Here is a 15341-nt window from a genome sequence, read left to right as displayed (position 1 = left end):
ACTCATGCTGCGTCAGGCGGCCCGAGAAGTTCCGCCAGCGTCACCGGCGCGAAGCCCCGGGCGTCGACGCCGACGTCGAACTGGCGGGGCATGGGCGTCAGCCGCCCATGGCTGTGCCCATGAAGGTTGATCGATTTGCGATGCTGCCCATTCCACGACCGGAAAGGATAGTGACACAGGACAAGCGCTCGCCCGTCCACCTCCAGCTCCATGTATTCATGTACGCTGTCCCAGCCCGCAGCGGCCAGCGTGTCGGCCGGATCGTTGTTGCCGCGGATCAGGTGCTTGCGACCGTTCAACTGGTCCAGCAGCCCGGCCACGGCTTCAGGCCGACGGGCAACATCGCCCAGATGCCATACCTCATCCCCCGATGAGACTCGCGCATTCCAGTTCGCGATCAGCGCTGCATCCATCGCCGCCGCATTCTCAAACGGGCGGCGCGAGATGTTGATGGCGCGGTGATCGCCAAAGTGGGTGTCGGCCGTGAACAGGATCATGCCAGCCCAGCCATATGTGCTGCACCCACAGGCGGCAACGGAGCGAGCGAATACCGGAAAGCGGGAACAGCGGCATCGCCCCGCTGTTCTCCTGCTATGACAACTATTTCCCCCAAGGCGACCTCCGCCAACGCCATCAGTCCCTGGCAGTTCGACTGGCCGGCATGGAAAGCGGTATTGTGGCGCAGCTGGTCAGAGGCGGGGAACGACAATGTCGGGCTGATCGCCGCTGGCGTCGCCTTTTACGGCTTTCTCGCGATCGTGCCCGTGCTTGGCGCGATCGTGCTCAGCTATGGTCTGGTTGCGACGCCCGAAACGGTGGTCCACAACGTCCAGGGCCTGACCAAGGCGCTGCCGGCGGACGCCGCGCAACTCGTCGGCGAACAGTTGATGAACGTGGTCAAGACATCCGACGGCAAGAAGGGGTTGGGGCTGCTGCTTGCCCTTGCGCTTGCCTTGTTCGGGGCGCGCAACGGCGCGGGGGCAATCATCACCGCGCTGAACGTCGCCTATGAGGAAACGGAGAAGCGCGGCTTCATCAAGGTGAACCTGATCGCGCTCGCCATGACCGCGGCGGGCGTCGTCGCGGCGGTGCTGGCGGTGGTCGCGACGGCGGCACTCGCCGCGCTTGAGGACCTGCTGCCGACCAGCGGGACGGCCACGGTGATCGCGGGCAAGATCGGGTCCTACCTGCTGCTGCTCCTCGCCGGATCGGCCACGGCCGCGGCGCTATACCAGTTCGGACCGTCACGTTCGCGCGCGAAGTGGAGCTGGATCACGCCGGGTTCGCTTCTGTGCTCGCTCGCCTGGCTGCTGCTGACGTTGGGTTTCGGGATCTATGTGTCCAACTTCGGCAACTACAACGCGACTTACGGATCGCTCGGCGCGGTGGTGGTGCTGCTCACCTGGCTGTACCTGTCGTCCTATATCCTGATGCTCGGCGCGGAGCTCAATTCGGAGTGCGAGCACCAGACCGCGACAGACACCACCACTGGCGCGCCGCAGCCGATCGGTCAGCGTGGCGCGTGGGTGGCCGACCATGTTGCCGGTTGCGACGATGCAGCTGGAACGACCGCGGGTAATCCCCGATCAGCCGGCCTCAGCGACGCACCGGCAGACGCCCCCATCCATCACCGGCCGGGCGCAGGGGTGGTCGCGGCCTTCGCAGGCGGGCGGGCCGGCTCGGCCATCGGGGGCAAGGGCGTGGGATTGCTGAACACCGGGCTCGCGACCGCAGGGCTTGCCCTGGTCCGCGGGCGTCGGCGAGCGCCGCTGGGCGCGGCAATGCTGGCCGCGGCGGGAGCACTCGCCTGGGTCCGCGGAAAGCCGGCCAAGCCAAAGCGTGCCGTCAAGCGCAAGTAACACCGGCGGTCGCCTTAGTTACAAACGCCAATTCGGAGCAATTGTACGGAAACGATCTTGCTCGCTACATAAGATCGGCGCATTTTCACGCCATGGCAGCGGCTGAACAGATGGCGATCGCGATCGTGCTCCTGGCGCTGCTCGCCTGTGTGGGGCTGGTGCTTGGACGGCGGCGGGCGCATCGGCGCCAGGTCCAGCACGTCCAGCAACGTCGAACTCGCGCGCTTCATGTTGCGCGCGGCACGTCGTCGGCCAGCGTACCGGCGGCTGCGGTGCGGCGCCGCTTCTGAACCGGCGGAACGCGGGGGGCGCTCCGCCGGTTCGTTGTTCGTGAACAGGATCAAGACTGCCCGTCGCCAGGGCCGACGCATGCCGCAGCTGCTGATGGGGGCGGGCATCGCCGCCGTTGCCGTCACGCTCGCGTTGCTTTTGGGGCTGATTGCTGACCGTTGGCCCTTCGCGATCGACCGCTGGATCATGCTGGCGGTGCGCGGGGAGGTAGGCGGGGTCGGCTGGGTTCGAAATGCCGCCGTCAACCTGACCGCGCTTGGCAGCGTGACCGTGCTGACCGTGGTCACGATCGCGGTTGTCGGCCTGCTGCTGGTGCAGCGGCTGTGGCTCACCGCGCTTGCCACGGGGGCCGCGTGCTGGAGTGGCGGCTGGGCGGTGACGCTGGTCAAGAACGAGGTCAGCCGCCCCCGCCCGACGCTGGTGCCGCATTGGGTCGACGTCCACAATGCCAGCTTTCCGAGTGGCCATGCCGCGGGCAGCGCGCTTGTCTACCTCACCATCGCCGCACTCGCGACGCAGGTGCTGCGGGACGAGGCGGCGCGCCGGTATGTCCTGGCGCTCGCGATCGTGCTGGTGGGGGCGATCGGGATCAGCCGGGTGGTGCTGGGCGTGCACTGGCCATCGGACGTGCTCGCCGGCTGGTGCTTCGGCACGCTGTGGGCGCTTGCCTGGTGGAAGGCGACGGCAGCCGCGCGCCGGTCAATCGGCGGCGAGCGCTAGTACCGCGCGCGCGGCCTTCAGGTGCGGCGCGTCGACCATGCGCCCGTCGAGTTGCAGCGCGCCCGCGCCCGGATTGGCCGCGAACAGGTCTATCACGGCCCTTGCATGCGCCACCTCCTCTGCAGAGGGGGTGAAGGCGGCGTTGATCACCGGCACCTGCGCCGGGTGGATTGCCATCATGCCGGTGAACCCGTCGCGCCGCCCGCGCGCGGCATAGGCGGCGAGCGCGTCCAGGTTGCGGAAATCGGGGAACACCGTCTCGATCGCCGGCACCCCCGCGGCGTGCGCCCCGAACAGCGTCAGCGAACGGGCAAGCTGGTAGGGTGCGGTATAGCTGCCGTCCGCCTCCCGGCTGGTCGCTGCACCGATAGCCGCGGGAAGGTCCTCCGCGCCCCAGGTCAGGCCTGCCAGCCGCTCGCTTGAGCCGCGATAGCTGCCCATCTGGAAGATCGCATGGGGCGTCTCGGTCGCGATCGGCAGGATGGCGATGTCGCCGGCCAGCTTTGCGGCGAGCTGGCGCACCGATGCTTCGCCCTCCGCCTTGGGCAGCACGATGCCGTCCGGCGCGCCCGGCAGGACTGTCTGGAGGTCGTCCGCCGCCAGCCCACTGTCTAGCGGGTTGATCCGTACGAATGCCGTGACGCTGCGCGGCTCCGCCAGATACGCGGCGATCGCGTTTCGCGCCGCGTCCTTGCGCTTGGGCGCGACCGAGTCCTCCAGGTCCAGGATAAGCGCATCGGCGCCGCTCGCCGCCGCCTTGGCGAAGCGCTCGGGCCGGTCGCCCGGCACAAACAGCAGCGAGCGCAGGCGCATGCTACCGGCCCCGCTCTGCCAGGATCCGCTCCCAGGCGAGCGCGTCCTTGACGATCACTTCCAGGTCGTCGCGCTCCGGCCGCCAGGGCAGCGCCGCCAGGATCGCGCCATTGTCGGCGACGAGCTCGGCGGGATCGCCCGCACGGCGGCCTTCCAGCCGGCGCTCGATCGTCATGTTGGTGACCCGGTCCACCGCGTCGAGCACTTCGAGCACAGAGAAGCCACGGCCATAGCCGCAGTTGAAGGTATGGCTCTCGTCCGGCTGCTGCACGAGCAACTCCAGCGCCGAGACATGAGCGGCGGCGAGGTCCGCGACGTGGATGTAGTCGCGCACGCCCGTGCCATCGCGGGTCGCGAAGTCCGTGCCGTACACGCCAACCGCTGGCCGCTTGCCGGTCGCTGCCTCCACCGCAATCTTGATCAGGTGCGTCGCGCCAACGGTGGACTGGCCGGAGCGTCCCTGCGGATCGGCACCCGCCACGTTGAAGTAACGCAGCGCGCAATAGTTGATCGGGTGCGCCGCCGCGACGTCCCTCAGCATGATCTCCGTCATCAGCTTGGACGTGCCGTACGGGTTGATCGGCTGCTTGGGATCGTCCTCCCGGATCGGCACGCGGTCGGGCGTCCCATAGGTCGCGGCGGTGGAGGAGAAGATGAAGTGCGGCACGCCCTCTGCCACGGCGCTTTCGACCAGGCTGCGGGAGGCCGCGGTGTTGTTGCGGTAGTACTTCAGCGGATCGGTGACGCTCTCGGGTACCACCACCGATCCGGCGAAGTGCATGATCGCCTTGACCCCATGGTCCCGGATCGCGGTGCGAACCTTGGCGTCGTCGGCCACGTCCGACACCACCAGCGCTGCGCGCGGGTCCACCGCCCAGTCGAACCCGGTAACCAGGTTGTCGAGCACCACCACCTGGTACCCCGCGTCCAGCAGCGCCAGCACCGCATGGCTGCCGATATAGCCGGCCCCGCCCGTCACCATCACCTTGCCGTCGAGCATCACCATCTCCCAGTTTGCGGGTCGCCTAGCGCGTTCCTACATCGGCGCAAAGGAGATCAACGGTTATGGCAATCGAACAGGTAACGCTGGCGGGCGGCTGCTTCTGGTGCACGGAAGCGGTGTTCAAGGACGTGGTCGGCGTGACGAGCGTCGAGTCCGGTTACATCGGCGGGTCGGTCGAGAACCCGACCTATCGCCAGGTATGTGGCGGCGATACGGGTCATGCGGAGGCGATCCGCGTCGGATTCGACAACGACCATGTGAACCTGTCGGACATCCTCGACATCTTTTTCGCGACGCATGACCCGACCCAGCTCAACCGTCAGGGTAATGACGTCGGCACCCAGTACCGCTCGGCCATGTTCCCGGCCGACGAGGGGCAGGAGCGTGAGATGCGCGCCGCGATCGAGCGGGCACAGGCGGACCAGACCAAGCCGGTCGTCACCACCATCGAACCGATGACCACCTGGTACCCCGCCGAGGATTATCACCAGGATTACTGGGAAACCTCCGGCCGTTCGAACCCGTATTGCATGGCGGTGATCCCGCCCAAGCTGCAGAAGCTGCGCAAGAGCTTCGCGGCTCGATCCCGCGCGCAGGCGGTGGCCTAACGGGTCGCGGCCCGGGCGAGGCGGTCGTTGATCGCCTCGCCAATGCCGGTCGCCGGGATTGGGGCAACGGCGATACGGGCGCGATCGCTGGCGTCGGCCCGGTGAAGCGCATCGAACAGCCCGGCGGCCGCCTCGATCAGGTCGCCGTTTGCCGACAGGGTGGTGTCGCCCGCGACCGGGCCGAAGCCGATCAGATACTCATCGCCCTCTGCCCTCACTGCGTTCAGCCGCAACGCCTTGTTAGGCGCATAATGTGTCGCAAGCTGCCCCGGCGCCGTTACCACACCCTCAGTGCTTCCGCGCAGGCCGGAGTTCAGGGGCACCCCTTCGCCGGGGAACAGCACGTCCCGCGTCAACGGCCCGGGCCGCAGCACCTCGCGCCCGCGCACGATGGTCGACTCCAGCCCCGTCTCGCATGCTCCATCGTCGACGATCAGCGGCACCCTGGCGCCAAGGCTCGCCGCGACATGCGACGCCCGCGTCGGGCTGATCCCGTTCGACCGATTGGCGGACGGTGCCGCGAGCGGCCGGCCCGCTGCCTCCAGAAGCGCCCGCATGGCGCGGTGAGCGGGCACCCGGATAGCGACCGTGTCCAGCCCCGCCGTCACGAGGCTGGCAATCGGCGCCCCGGCGCGGAGCGGCAGGACAAGCGTCAGCGGCCCCGGCCAGAACCGATGCGCCAGCGCGCGAGCTTGCTCGTCCACCTCTGCCAGCGCTTCCACGGTGGTGAGGTCGGGGACATGTACGATGAGTGGATTGAAGCTGGGGCGCCCCTTGGCCGCATAGATGCGCGCCACCGCTTCCGCATTGCCTGCGTCGGCAGCGAGGCCGTACACGGTTTCGGTGGGCACCGCGACGATCTCGCCCGCCGCGATCAGCGCAGCTGCCGCCGCGATCGCGTCGGGGCCGAAGGGCATGATGCGCGGGGCTGGATCGGCCATGGCCGCGCGCTATAGCCGGACGCACACAGGAGAGAAACCGATGCCTTTCACCCCTGCGCTTGTCGAACAGCGCTTCGTGCTCGACCAGATCGTGCGCGTGGGCGATCTGGCCGCGAATGACCGCTTCGCGGCCGCGAGCAATGACGTGGTCGATGCCGTGCTGGAGGGGGCGGGGCAGTTCGCGGCGGGCGAGTGGGCGCCGCTCAACCGCATCGGCGACACAGGTGGCGCCAAGTGGACGCCCGATGGCGTGAACATGCCCGACGGCTACGTACAGGCTTACCGCGACTATGTGGAGGGCGGCTGGGGCACGATCGGCGTGCCCGAGGCATGGGGCGGGCAGGGGCTGCCTTTCGCGATTCAGACCGCTGTGCTGGAGACGCTGGGCTCGGCCAACATGGGTCTCGCGCTCTGCCCGACGCTGACCGTGGGTGCGGTGGAGGCGCTGGTGCATCACGGCAGCCAGGCGCAACAGGCGCTCTACCTGCCCCATCTCGCGACGGGCGAGTGGACCGGCACCATGAACCTGACCGAGCCGCAGGCGGGCAGCGACGTCGGCGCGCTGCGCGCCACAGCCAGCCCGCGCGACGACGGGACGTGGAGCATCAAGGGCACCAAGATCTATATCTCGTTCGGCGACCACGACATGGCGCCCAACATCGTCCACCTGGTGCTGGCACGCACGCCCGGTTCGCCGCCGGGCACCAAGGGCATCAGCCTGTTCCTGGTCCCTAAATACCGCCTCGATGCCGATGGGCGGCCGGGCGACTTCAACGACGTCCGCGTGGTGTCGATCGAGCACAAGATGGGCCTGCACGCCTCGCCCACCTGCGTGCTGTCGTTCGGGGACCATGACGATTGCGTGGGCGAGCTGATCGGGCCGGAACATGGCGGCATGCGCGCGATGTTCACCATGATGAACAATGCCCGCCTCAATGTCGGCCTGCAGGGTGTGCAGGTGGCGGAGGCGGCGACGCAGCAGGCGGTCGCCTATGCGCTCGACCGGGTTCAGTCCGCCCGCACCGGCAGCGCCAGTCGCGAGTCCGTTGCGATCGTGGAGCACCCCGACGTTCGCCGCATGCTGTTGCGGATGAAGGCGCAGACCCAAGCGGCGCGTGCATTGGTCTACTATGCCGCGGGCCAGGTCGACCGCGCCGCGCTGGGCGACACGGCCGCGCGCGATCGGCTGGAGGTCGTCACACCGCTTGCGAAGGCGCATGCCACTGACCTTGGCAACGAGGTCGCCAGCCTGGGCATCCAGGTGCATGGCGGCATGGGCTATATCGAGGAAACGGGTGCCGCCCAGTTCTTCCGCGATGCCCGCATCACGCCGATCTATGAAGGCACGAACGGCATACAGGCCGCCGATCTGGTCGGCCGAAAGCTGGCGCTGTCGGGCGGCGAAGCGTTCGCGTCGCTGGTCGCCGACATGCGCCGCGGTGCCGAGCATGAGGATCTGAAGGCGCTTGTCGAAGCCTGCGAACTGGTCGGAACGCGCCTTGCCACCGCCGGACATGACGATCGACTCGCCGCCAGCTATCCATTTCTCACCATGTTGTCCGTCGCAGTCTGCGGCTGGTTGTTGGAGCAGCAAGGGCGCGCTGCCGGTGACGATCCGTTCGGGGCGACCAAGCGGGCTTGCGTTGATTTCTACCTTGCCCAGATTGTCCCGGAAGCACTGGGGCTGCGCGCCGCCGCGACTGCGAGCGCCGACATCCTTTACCGTCTTCCTGCCCAGGCCTTTGCCATATGACCTTTGACCTCGACGCTTACCTCGCCCGCCTGCGCCTGCCCGCGCGCATCACGGTTGATGCCGAGGGGTTGGGCCGGCTCCAACGCGCGCATCGGCAGTCGATCCCATTCGAGAATCTGGACGTGCTGCTCGGCCGTCCGATCCGGATCGATTCGGACGCGGTGTTCGCGAAGCTGGTGGGGCAGGGCCGTGGCGGCTTCTGCTTCGAACATAACCGGCTGTTCCTGGACGCGCTGGCGGCGCTGGGCTTCGTTGCGCGGCCGCTGCTGGCGCGCGTGTGGCTGGGGGCCACGGAAGCGCCGCCGCAAACCCATAGCCTGGCGCTGGTCGAAGTGGATGGGCAGTCCTGGATCGCGGACCCCGGCTTCGGGGGCAGCTACACGCCGCCAATGCCGCTGGTCGACGGAGCCGAAGCGACCGCGCCTGACGGGGCCCGCTTTCGCCTGGTCCGCGATGAAGCGCATGGCTGGATGCTGTTGCGGGATGGCGAGCCCGGCACCACTGACGGGCGCGACACCGCGGCAGGCTTTCGGCCGCAATACAGCTTCACCACCGACGATGTCTGGGATGCGGACCTCGCCATGGGCGCGCACTGGGCGGCGACCGCGCCCGGCAGCCGGTTCACCGATGCCTCAATCGTCAGCATCGTCCTGCCGCGTGGCTTTGCGTGCCTGACGAACCGATCCTATCGGCGCAGTGCTGGAGGGGAGGAGACCAACGCCGTGATCGACGATCCGCGGGTCTATCGGATGCGGCTCAGCATGATGTTCGGGATCGACCTGACCCGTGACGAGGTTGCCGCGCTGCCCGTCTTTGCGGCAAACTGATCGGTCGGCCGGGTCCGGCGTAAGGCCTAGGCACGCTCCATCAGGTCAGTGACGTCCAGCCCGAGCAGGTCGATATAGCCGCGGATGCGCGGCCATTGGTTGACCACGAAATTGTCGCGTTCCGCCAGACGCAGCCGCTCGGCCGCGCCTGGCAGCACGAACATGCCGACGCCGCGCCGAACCTCGACATAGCCCTCGTCCTGGAAGCTTTGATACGCCTTGGCGACGGTCAGCGGGTTTGCGCCATGTTCGGCGGCCAGTGCGCGAACGGAGGGCAATTGGTCGCCCGCCTGATAGTCGCCGCGCAGGATCCCCGCTGCGACCGTGCCCCGCAGCCTCAGGTAAACCGGGCTGTCCTCCCCGGTGAGAGAGCCGTTCTTTGCTGTCATGGTGCTATAATACAGCACATGGGCAATCAGTCGAGTCCCGCGGAGGCTGGCGGGGTCCAACGGGTCGCGACCTGCGACAGGTCGGGGCGGGGCCGCTCTTCCAGCGGGCGGGCAGGGGTGCCGATAAAGGTGAAGCCCGCGATCCGTTCCGGGGCGGCGCCGAACGCATCGCGCACCGTGTCGTTGAATGTTGCCCAGCCTGTCAGCCAGCCTGCGACATAGCCCAGCGCATGGGCCGCATGGTTGAGGTTCATCAGCGCCGCGCCTGCCGACAATTCCTGCTCCCACAGCGGGATGCTGCTGTCGAGGTTGGGGGAAGACAGGGTGACGACCAGGGCGGGGGCCTGGTGGGCGAACTGGCTGAACGCGGCGACCTCGCTGTCGGACGACTGTGGCCGCTCCGCGCGATAGGCATCCTGGATGACCTGCGCCAGCGCATCGCGCTGGTCGGCGCCCACCACAACGAAGCGCCAGGGGGCAAGCTTTCCATGGTCGGGCGTGCGTGCCGCGATCGTCAGGATCGTGTCGAGTTCCGCCTCGCTCGGCCCGGGACCCGCCATGTCGCGCGGCTTGCCGGAGCGGCGGGTGAGAAGAAGCGAAAGCGGGGTGGAGCGGTCGTTGAACATGGCCGCGCATGTAGGCCGGCCCCGCGCGGATTGCGACGGGTGGAACAAGCGTCCGCCCCCGACCGCTTGGATCGCCGAGCAACGGAGATTTGGACGATGGACGACGACCGGCTGTGGAGCTTCGAGCAGAGCTTGTGGACCGAAGGCCCCGACAACTACCGTGAAAAGGTGGACGACCAGGTCGTGATGGTGCTGCCGCAGCCGCCCTATGTGTACGTCGGCCAGGCCGCGATCGAGGCGGTGGCGTCGACCCCGGTATGGGAAAGTGCCGAGCTGACCGATCGCCAGGTGACGCGCCCGCAGGAAGGATTGATCGTCATCGGCTATCACGTCCGTGCCGAACGCGACGGCCATGCCGGCTATGAAGCGCATTGCACGTCCGTGATCCGCCGGCTGGACCATGAAGTGTGGCGCGTGGTCCAGCACCAGCAGACGCCATTGCTGGCGGCCAACGCCGACCAGAAATGACCATCGCGCGCGTCGCAGGGACCATTTCGGTGGCGCGCGTGGGTTGCTGAAACGAGCGGCGGGCCGGCGTCTTTCCGGCACCAATGGTGGACAGCGCCTGTCGAAACGCTAGTTTCCCCTGTAACCGAGCCGTCATATCGGCCGAATTCCAGGGAGCTTCACCCACCTCATGGTAGACACCCCGACCGCGGATACTCCGCGCGAGCCGGATATCAGCCACATCAATCCGGCGGCGGAGGCGACCTGGTTCGGCCACCCGCGCCAGCTTGCACGCCTGTTCACCACGGAGATGTGGGAGCGTTTCGGCTATTACGGGATGCGCGCGCTCCTGACGCTGTATCTCACCAAGCATTTCATCTTTGGCGATCGACAGGCGACCGGGCTGTACGGCGGCTTCACGGCGCTGGTGTACCTGACCCCGCTGATCGGCGGCTATCTGGCCGACCAGTATCTCGGCTCCAAGCGCGCGGTGAAGTTCGGCGCGATCATGATGAGCCTTGGCTATTTCACGCTTTGTTTCGGCGGGCAGACCGCAACCCCGTTCGCGACGGTCGATGGCCAGCGCTACCAGGTGCAGGTCGTCGAGCAGAACGGCGCGGAAACCCGTTACGTTGTCGACCAGGGCCAGCAACTGCGCATCAAGGGCAATGACGACCGCTCGGTTGACCTGATTGCCGCCAATGGCGCGGTCGCCCGCCATGTCGCCCCCGATGCCTTCGTCTCCGACGCGGAGCGTTCGCCGCTGTTCGTGACGGTGATGCTGCTGGCGCTGTGCCTGATCTCGGTCGGCAACGGTTTCTTCAAGCCCAACATCTCGACCATGGTGGGTGAGCTTTACACGCCCGGCGACCGCCGCCGCGACACTGGCTTCACCATCTTCTACATGGGCATCAACATCGGCTCCCTGGGATCGCAGATCCTGTGCCCGTTCCTGGCCGAGGCAGTCGGCTGGTGGGCAGGATTCGGCCTGGCGGCATTCGGAATGTTGCTGTCGTTCGCGCTGATCCAGTTCAACGGCGGGCGCCTGAACGGCATCGGGGAAGCGCCCGCCAACCAGCCGGCCAGCCGCGCGATCGGCATCTTCGCGCTCGCCACCCTTGGCGTGCCGGCCTTCTACCTCCTGTTCACGAACCTGATGAACGCGGTTCCGCCAGTGCCGGGATCGGGGATCATCGGCTATATCGCGTCGCTGTCGCTGATGGGGAAGCTGCTGTTCGGGACCTTCCTGATCGGCGTGCCCGCCATCCTGATCTGGTCGTACCTGAAGGGTAGCCGCGTGGAGTTCCAGATGATGCTGGCGGCGATGGTGATGATCGTCTTCAACGTCGTGTTCTGGACATTGTTCGAACAGGCCGGATCGTCGCTGATCCTGTTTGCCGACCGCAACACCGACCTGCGCGTGTTCGGCGATTTCGGGATCAATGCCGGGCAGACGCAGTTCTTCAACGCCGCTTTCATCGTCATGTTCGCGCCGATCATGGCGGCGATGTGGACCACGCTGGCGAAGCGCGGCATCGAACCGTCGGTGCCGGTGAAGTTTGCCCTGGCGCTGATCGGCGTTGGCCTGGGCTTCCTGTTCCTGGTCTGGGGCGGGCAGTTCGCGGGATCGGACTTCAAGGTCGCGATCTGGTGGCTGGCAGGGCTCTACCTGATCCACTCGGTGGCAGAGCTGTGCATCTCGCCCGTGGGCCTGTCGATGGTGACCAAGCTGTCGATCGCCCGCGTCGTGGGCCTGATGATGGGCGTCTGGTTCCTGTCGATCTCCGTCGCGCAATATGTCGCGGGCGTGATCGCGCAGGTGGCGAGTGTCGAAACAGTGGGTGGCGAGGTCACCAACCTGAAGGTCTCGCTCGACACCTATAACGGCGTGTTCTGGACCATCGGCCTGGTTGCGGCCGGCATCGGCGTGGTGCTGCTGTTGATCTCGCCGCTGATCAAGCGTTGGATGCACGGCGTACAGTAGGGCGCAGCGCACAAGCGCGGCTGCGCTCGGGAGGGCAGGACATGGAGGAAGTAACAGCCGCGGCGGCGGCGTTCGTGGGAACGCACTTCCTCCTGTCGCATCCGTTCAGGGGCGGCATCGTCGGGAGGATCGGCGAGCGCGGCTTCCTGCTCGTCTACTCGCTGGTGGCGTTCGCCACGCTCGGCTGGCTCGCTTCCGCTTATCGCCGGGCGCCCGCGACGCCGCCCCTGTGGTGGGTCGGCGATGGCATCTGGGCCGTGGCGACGCTGATCATGCTGGCTGCGAGCGTGCTGCTGCTCGGCTCCCTGATCGGCAATCCGGCCCTGCCGTCCGGTGGTGCGCCGGTGAAGGCCCCGGCGGAGCCGCGGGGCGTGTTCGCGGTGACGCGGCACCCGATGATGTGGTCATTCGCGCTCTGGGGCGTCGCGCACATCCTGGTCTATCCGATCGCGGCCAACATCGTTCTGGCGGCATCGATCATCATCCTCGCCCTGGTCGGCGCGGCGTTGCAGGATCGCAAAAAGGAGCGGCTTCAGCCCGAGAGCTGGCCCGCCTGGGAAAGGCGAACCAGCTTTTGGCCCTTTGCCGCGATCATTGCCGGTCGCGCCCGCTTCGGTGGTTTTCGGCCGCACGACCTGGCGGGTGGCGTCGTGCTATGGCTGGCCGCCACCTGGGCGCATTGGCCGCTCGCCGGCTGGGCCGCCGGCGTGTGGCTCTGGATCCTGTGACGGGCGGCTAAAGCCGCACCATCCGCATCGCCTGTTCGCCATAGCGCGGCCCCGCCGTCCGGCCCCGTGGTGCCGCTGCATCCAACGCGGCGAGATCGTCGGGGCTGAGCGTCACCTCGACCGCGCCCACGCTGTCCTCCAGCGTTACACGCCGCTTGAACCCGGGGATCGGGACCACATCCTCACCCTGCGCCAGCAACCAGGCGAGCGCGACCTGGGCGTTGGACACACCATGCGCCTTCGCCACCCGATCCACGGCATCAACGATGGCAAGGTTGGCGGGCATGTTCTCCGCCGAGTAGCGCGGGTCGCGGCGGCGATAGTCGTCCGGCGCGAGGTCGTCGATGGAGCGGATCTGCCCTGTCAGGAACCCGCGCCCCAGCGGCGAATAGGGCACGAAGCCGATGCCGAGTTCCCGGCAGGTCGGCAGGATCTCATCCTCCACATCGCGCTCCCACAGCGAATATTCGCTTTGCAGGGCCGCGATGGGGTGGGTTGCCGCGGCGCGGCGGATCGTCTCGGGACCGGCCTCCGACAGCGCGATGTGGAGAACCTTTCCTTCCCGGACCAGGTCGGCCATCCCGCCCACCGTTTCCTCGATTGGGACGTTGGGGTCGACGCGGTGCTGGTAGAACAGGTCGATGTGATCGATCCCCAGCCGCTGGAGCGATCCCTCCACCGCGCGCCGGGCATTGGCGGGGCTGCCGTCCAACCCCTCGTTCTTGGTGCCGTTCCAACGCATGGCGAACTTGGTCGCGATCACCAGCCCGTCGCGCTTGCCGCGAATGGCGCGCCCCAGCAGCTCCTCGTTACGGAATGGCCCGTACATCTCGGCTGTGTCGAAGAAGGTGACGCCCAGGTCGATCGCCCGGTGAATGGTCGCGATCGATTCATTGTCGTCGGTGGTGCCGTACATGTTCTGCCCGACCCCGGCCATCGGCATGCAACCGACGCCGAGAGCGGAAACGGAAAGGTCCTGGCCAAGAATACGCTGCTTCATCTGCATGGGCTCCAGCTCCGCTCGCGGGGGTGCGACGGAGCAGTTGCGCGCCGAACGAGCGGAGGCGGGCTTGGGTCCAATAGTCAGCCGGCTCGCGCCTCCGGAACCGTCTGGTCGCGCGTCGCGACTGCGGTCAGCGCCAGGTTGCTCGTTACGTTGCCAAGGGTACGGAAGATGTCGGGGATCGTCTCCACCGCGATCAGCAGACCCAGCGGCGCAAGCGGCGTTCCCATCGCGGATGAGATCGGCGCGACCGAGGCGAAAAACGTCAGCTGGCTCGGCAGGCTGATCGAGCCGAGCGATGTCACCACCCCCGTCAGCACGCCCAGCGCCACCGCCGCGACCGGCACCTCCACCCCGAACCAGCGCCCGATGTAGAGCGCGATAGCGACGTTCATTGCCGGCTGAGTCATGCGCACCATGGCGACGCCCAGTGGCAGCGTCACGCCCGAGGCGGCGGACGGAATGCCCATCTCTCCCGCCGCCTTCAGCATGGTCGGCAGGGTCGCGAGTGATGACTGGGTAGAAACAGCAAAGGCCTGTGCCGGCAACGACGCGCGCGTGAACCGGCCGGTGCCTACCCGGCTGCCGATCGCCGCGAACAGATAGGCGGTCAGCGTCACCACGATGCCGATGGTGGAGATCACCGCCAGGTAATGGACCAGCGCGCCGAACGCGGCGCTGCCCGCGCGCGCGCCGACCAGGTACGCAAGCGCGAACACGCCGAGCGGGGCGAGCCACAGCACCCAGCCGACCACCACCAGCATGGTGTCGCGGATCGCGGCGAACATCCGGACGAGCAGCGTCCGTCCCTCACCATCGATACGGGTCAGGGCAAAGGCGAACACCAGGGTGAACACGATCAAGGACAATAGCGCCCCGCCAGCGGCCGCCGCAAAGGCGTTGCTCGGCACGATCGCGGCAAAGATTTCGCCGGGGGAGGGCGGCGTCGCGACCGGCGGTACCCCGGCCAGCGCCGCCCGCAACGCCTGCGCCGCGGCGCCCGGGATTGGCACGGTGTTCAGGATCAGCGGGGTCAGCATTGCCGAGATGGTGGCGTTCACCGCCAGCATGATCAGCGCATAGCCGATCGTCCGCCCCGCCAGCCGGCCGGCGTTCGCCGCTTCGGTCGTGGATGCGATGCCGGTGATCAGCAACGACACGACCAGCGGGATCACCGTCATCTGCAACGCATTCAGCCAGGCGGTGCCGATCGGCTGGGCGACCAGGATGCCGGTCTGCGCCGCGGACGGGCCCACCCTGGACAGGAGGATGCCCACGGCAAGGCCCGCGATCAACGCCAGGAGGATGCGGACTGGTTGCGACATGCTTGGCTCTTCTCCGGGTCAGGC

At 67.6% G+C, this 15341-nt stretch carries 17 protein-coding genes; 9 read left to right on the top strand and 8 right to left on the bottom strand.

The window, feature by feature from the left end:
* Positions 1-2: 2 nt before the first annotated feature.
* On the bottom strand, positions 3-497 hold the full coding sequence (locus FHS94_RS08645) for a metallophosphoesterase family protein (RefSeq protein ID WP_184056806.1): 495 nt from the start codon (positions 495-497) through the stop codon (positions 3-5).
* 96 nt (positions 498-593) lie between these two features.
* Here FHS94_RS08645 and FHS94_RS08640 point away from each other — a divergent pair, with 96 nt between their 5' ends.
* From FHS94_RS08640 to FHS94_RS08630, 3 genes are all read left to right on the top strand, one after another.
* Complete coding sequence (locus FHS94_RS08640) at positions 594-1859, top strand: YihY/virulence factor BrkB family protein (protein ID WP_184056803.1); 1266 nt, start codon at positions 594-596, stop codon at positions 1857-1859.
* A 92-nt stretch (positions 1860-1951) separates the two neighbouring features.
* Complete coding sequence (locus tag FHS94_RS08635; protein WP_184056800.1) at positions 1952-2149, top strand: hypothetical protein; 198 nt, start codon at positions 1952-1954, stop codon at positions 2147-2149.
* Positions 2150-2228: 79 nt separating this feature from the next.
* Positions 2229-2870 carry a phosphatase PAP2 family protein gene (locus FHS94_RS08630; RefSeq protein ID WP_184056797.1) on the top strand — a complete coding sequence of 214 codons (642 nt, stop codon included), beginning with the start codon at positions 2229-2231 and terminating at the stop codon, positions 2868-2870.
* Here the strand turns inward: FHS94_RS08630 and FHS94_RS08625 are convergent.
* Both FHS94_RS08625 and galE read right to left on the bottom strand, forming a co-directional pair.
* The gene (locus FHS94_RS08625; RefSeq protein ID WP_184056794.1) at positions 2850-3683 is read right to left on the bottom strand and encodes an HpcH/HpaI aldolase/citrate lyase family protein; all 834 of its coding nucleotides are present in this window, start codon (positions 3681-3683) and stop codon (positions 2850-2852) included. The two genes, FHS94_RS08630 and FHS94_RS08625, sit on opposite strands and share 21 nt — an antisense overlap.
* A gap of 1 nt (position 3684) precedes the next feature.
* Complete coding sequence (gene galE / locus FHS94_RS08620) at positions 3685-4683, bottom strand: UDP-glucose 4-epimerase GalE (RefSeq protein ID WP_184056791.1); 999 nt, start codon at positions 4681-4683, stop codon at positions 3685-3687.
* 65 nt (positions 4684-4748) lie between these two features.
* Between galE and msrA the strand changes: the two genes are divergently transcribed.
* Complete coding sequence (gene msrA / locus FHS94_RS08615; RefSeq protein WP_184056788.1) at positions 4749-5294, top strand: peptide-methionine (S)-S-oxide reductase MsrA; 546 nt, start codon at positions 4749-4751, stop codon at positions 5292-5294.
* Here msrA and FHS94_RS08610 read toward each other — a convergent pair.
* Complete coding sequence (locus FHS94_RS08610) at positions 5291-6235, bottom strand: L-threonylcarbamoyladenylate synthase (protein WP_184056785.1); 945 nt, start codon at positions 6233-6235, stop codon at positions 5291-5293. The two genes, msrA and FHS94_RS08610, sit on opposite strands and share 4 nt — an antisense overlap.
* A 40-nt stretch (positions 6236-6275) precedes the next feature.
* Here FHS94_RS08610 and FHS94_RS08605 point away from each other — a divergent pair, with 40 nt between their 5' ends.
* Together FHS94_RS08605 and FHS94_RS08600 are read left to right on the top strand one after the other, a co-directional pair.
* On the top strand, positions 6276-7988 hold the full coding sequence (locus FHS94_RS08605) for an acyl-CoA dehydrogenase family protein (protein ID WP_184056782.1): 1713 nt from the start codon (positions 6276-6278) through the stop codon (positions 7986-7988).
* A complete protein-coding gene (locus FHS94_RS08600; protein WP_184056780.1) occupies positions 7985-8815 on the top strand; it encodes an arylamine N-acetyltransferase family protein in 831 nt (276 codons plus the stop codon). Before FHS94_RS08605 ends, FHS94_RS08600 begins: the two co-directional genes overlap by 4 nt.
* Before the next feature lie 26 nt (positions 8816-8841).
* On the opposite strand, the gene FHS94_RS08595 is transcribed toward FHS94_RS08600, so the two are convergent.
* Both FHS94_RS08595 and FHS94_RS08590 read right to left on the bottom strand, forming a co-directional pair.
* Positions 8842-9204 carry a GntR family transcriptional regulator gene (locus FHS94_RS08595; protein ID WP_184056778.1) on the bottom strand — a complete coding sequence of 121 codons (363 nt, stop codon included), beginning with the start codon at positions 9202-9204 and terminating at the stop codon, positions 8842-8844.
* Positions 9205-9230: 26 nt separating this feature from the next.
* Positions 9231-9830: a nitroreductase family protein gene (locus FHS94_RS08590; protein WP_184056775.1), complete on the bottom strand. Its 600-nt coding sequence runs from the start codon at positions 9828-9830 to the stop codon at positions 9231-9233.
* Between the two features lie 96 nt (positions 9831-9926).
* On the opposite strand from FHS94_RS08590, the gene FHS94_RS08585 reads away from it, so the two are divergent.
* The 3 genes from FHS94_RS08585 (at position 9927) to FHS94_RS08575 (ending at position 12989) form a co-directional block, all read left to right on the top strand.
* Positions 9927-10298, top strand: a complete 372-nt coding sequence (locus tag FHS94_RS08585; RefSeq protein WP_184056772.1) for a nuclear transport factor 2 family protein — start codon at positions 9927-9929, stop codon at positions 10296-10298.
* A gap of 169 nt (positions 10299-10467) precedes the next feature.
* Positions 10468-12261, top strand: coding sequence for a peptide MFS transporter (locus FHS94_RS08580; RefSeq protein WP_184056769.1), 1794 nt, complete (start codon positions 10468-10470; stop codon positions 12259-12261).
* 41 nt (positions 12262-12302) lie between these two features.
* Positions 12303-12989 carry an NnrU family protein gene (locus FHS94_RS08575; RefSeq protein WP_184056767.1) on the top strand — a complete coding sequence of 229 codons (687 nt, stop codon included), beginning with the start codon at positions 12303-12305 and terminating at the stop codon, positions 12987-12989.
* A gap of 7 nt (positions 12990-12996) precedes the next feature.
* On the opposite strand, the gene FHS94_RS08570 is transcribed toward FHS94_RS08575, so the two are convergent.
* Positions 12997-13989 carry an aldo/keto reductase gene (locus FHS94_RS08570; RefSeq protein ID WP_184056764.1) on the bottom strand — a complete coding sequence of 331 codons (993 nt, stop codon included), beginning with the start codon at positions 13987-13989 and terminating at the stop codon, positions 12997-12999.
* Positions 13990-14072: 83 nt separating this feature from the next.
* On the bottom strand, positions 14073-15317 hold the full coding sequence (locus FHS94_RS08565) for a dicarboxylate/amino acid:cation symporter (RefSeq protein WP_184056761.1): 1245 nt from the start codon (positions 15315-15317) through the stop codon (positions 14073-14075).
* Positions 15318-15341: the final 24 nt, after the last annotated feature.

Origin of the sequence: Sphingomonas aerophila (genome assembly GCF_014199305.1) — a bacterium.
GTDB classification, from domain to species: Bacteria; Pseudomonadota; Alphaproteobacteria; order Sphingomonadales; family Sphingomonadaceae; genus Sphingomonas; species Sphingomonas aerophila.
This window is presented reverse-complemented; position numbering and strand designations above follow the sequence as displayed.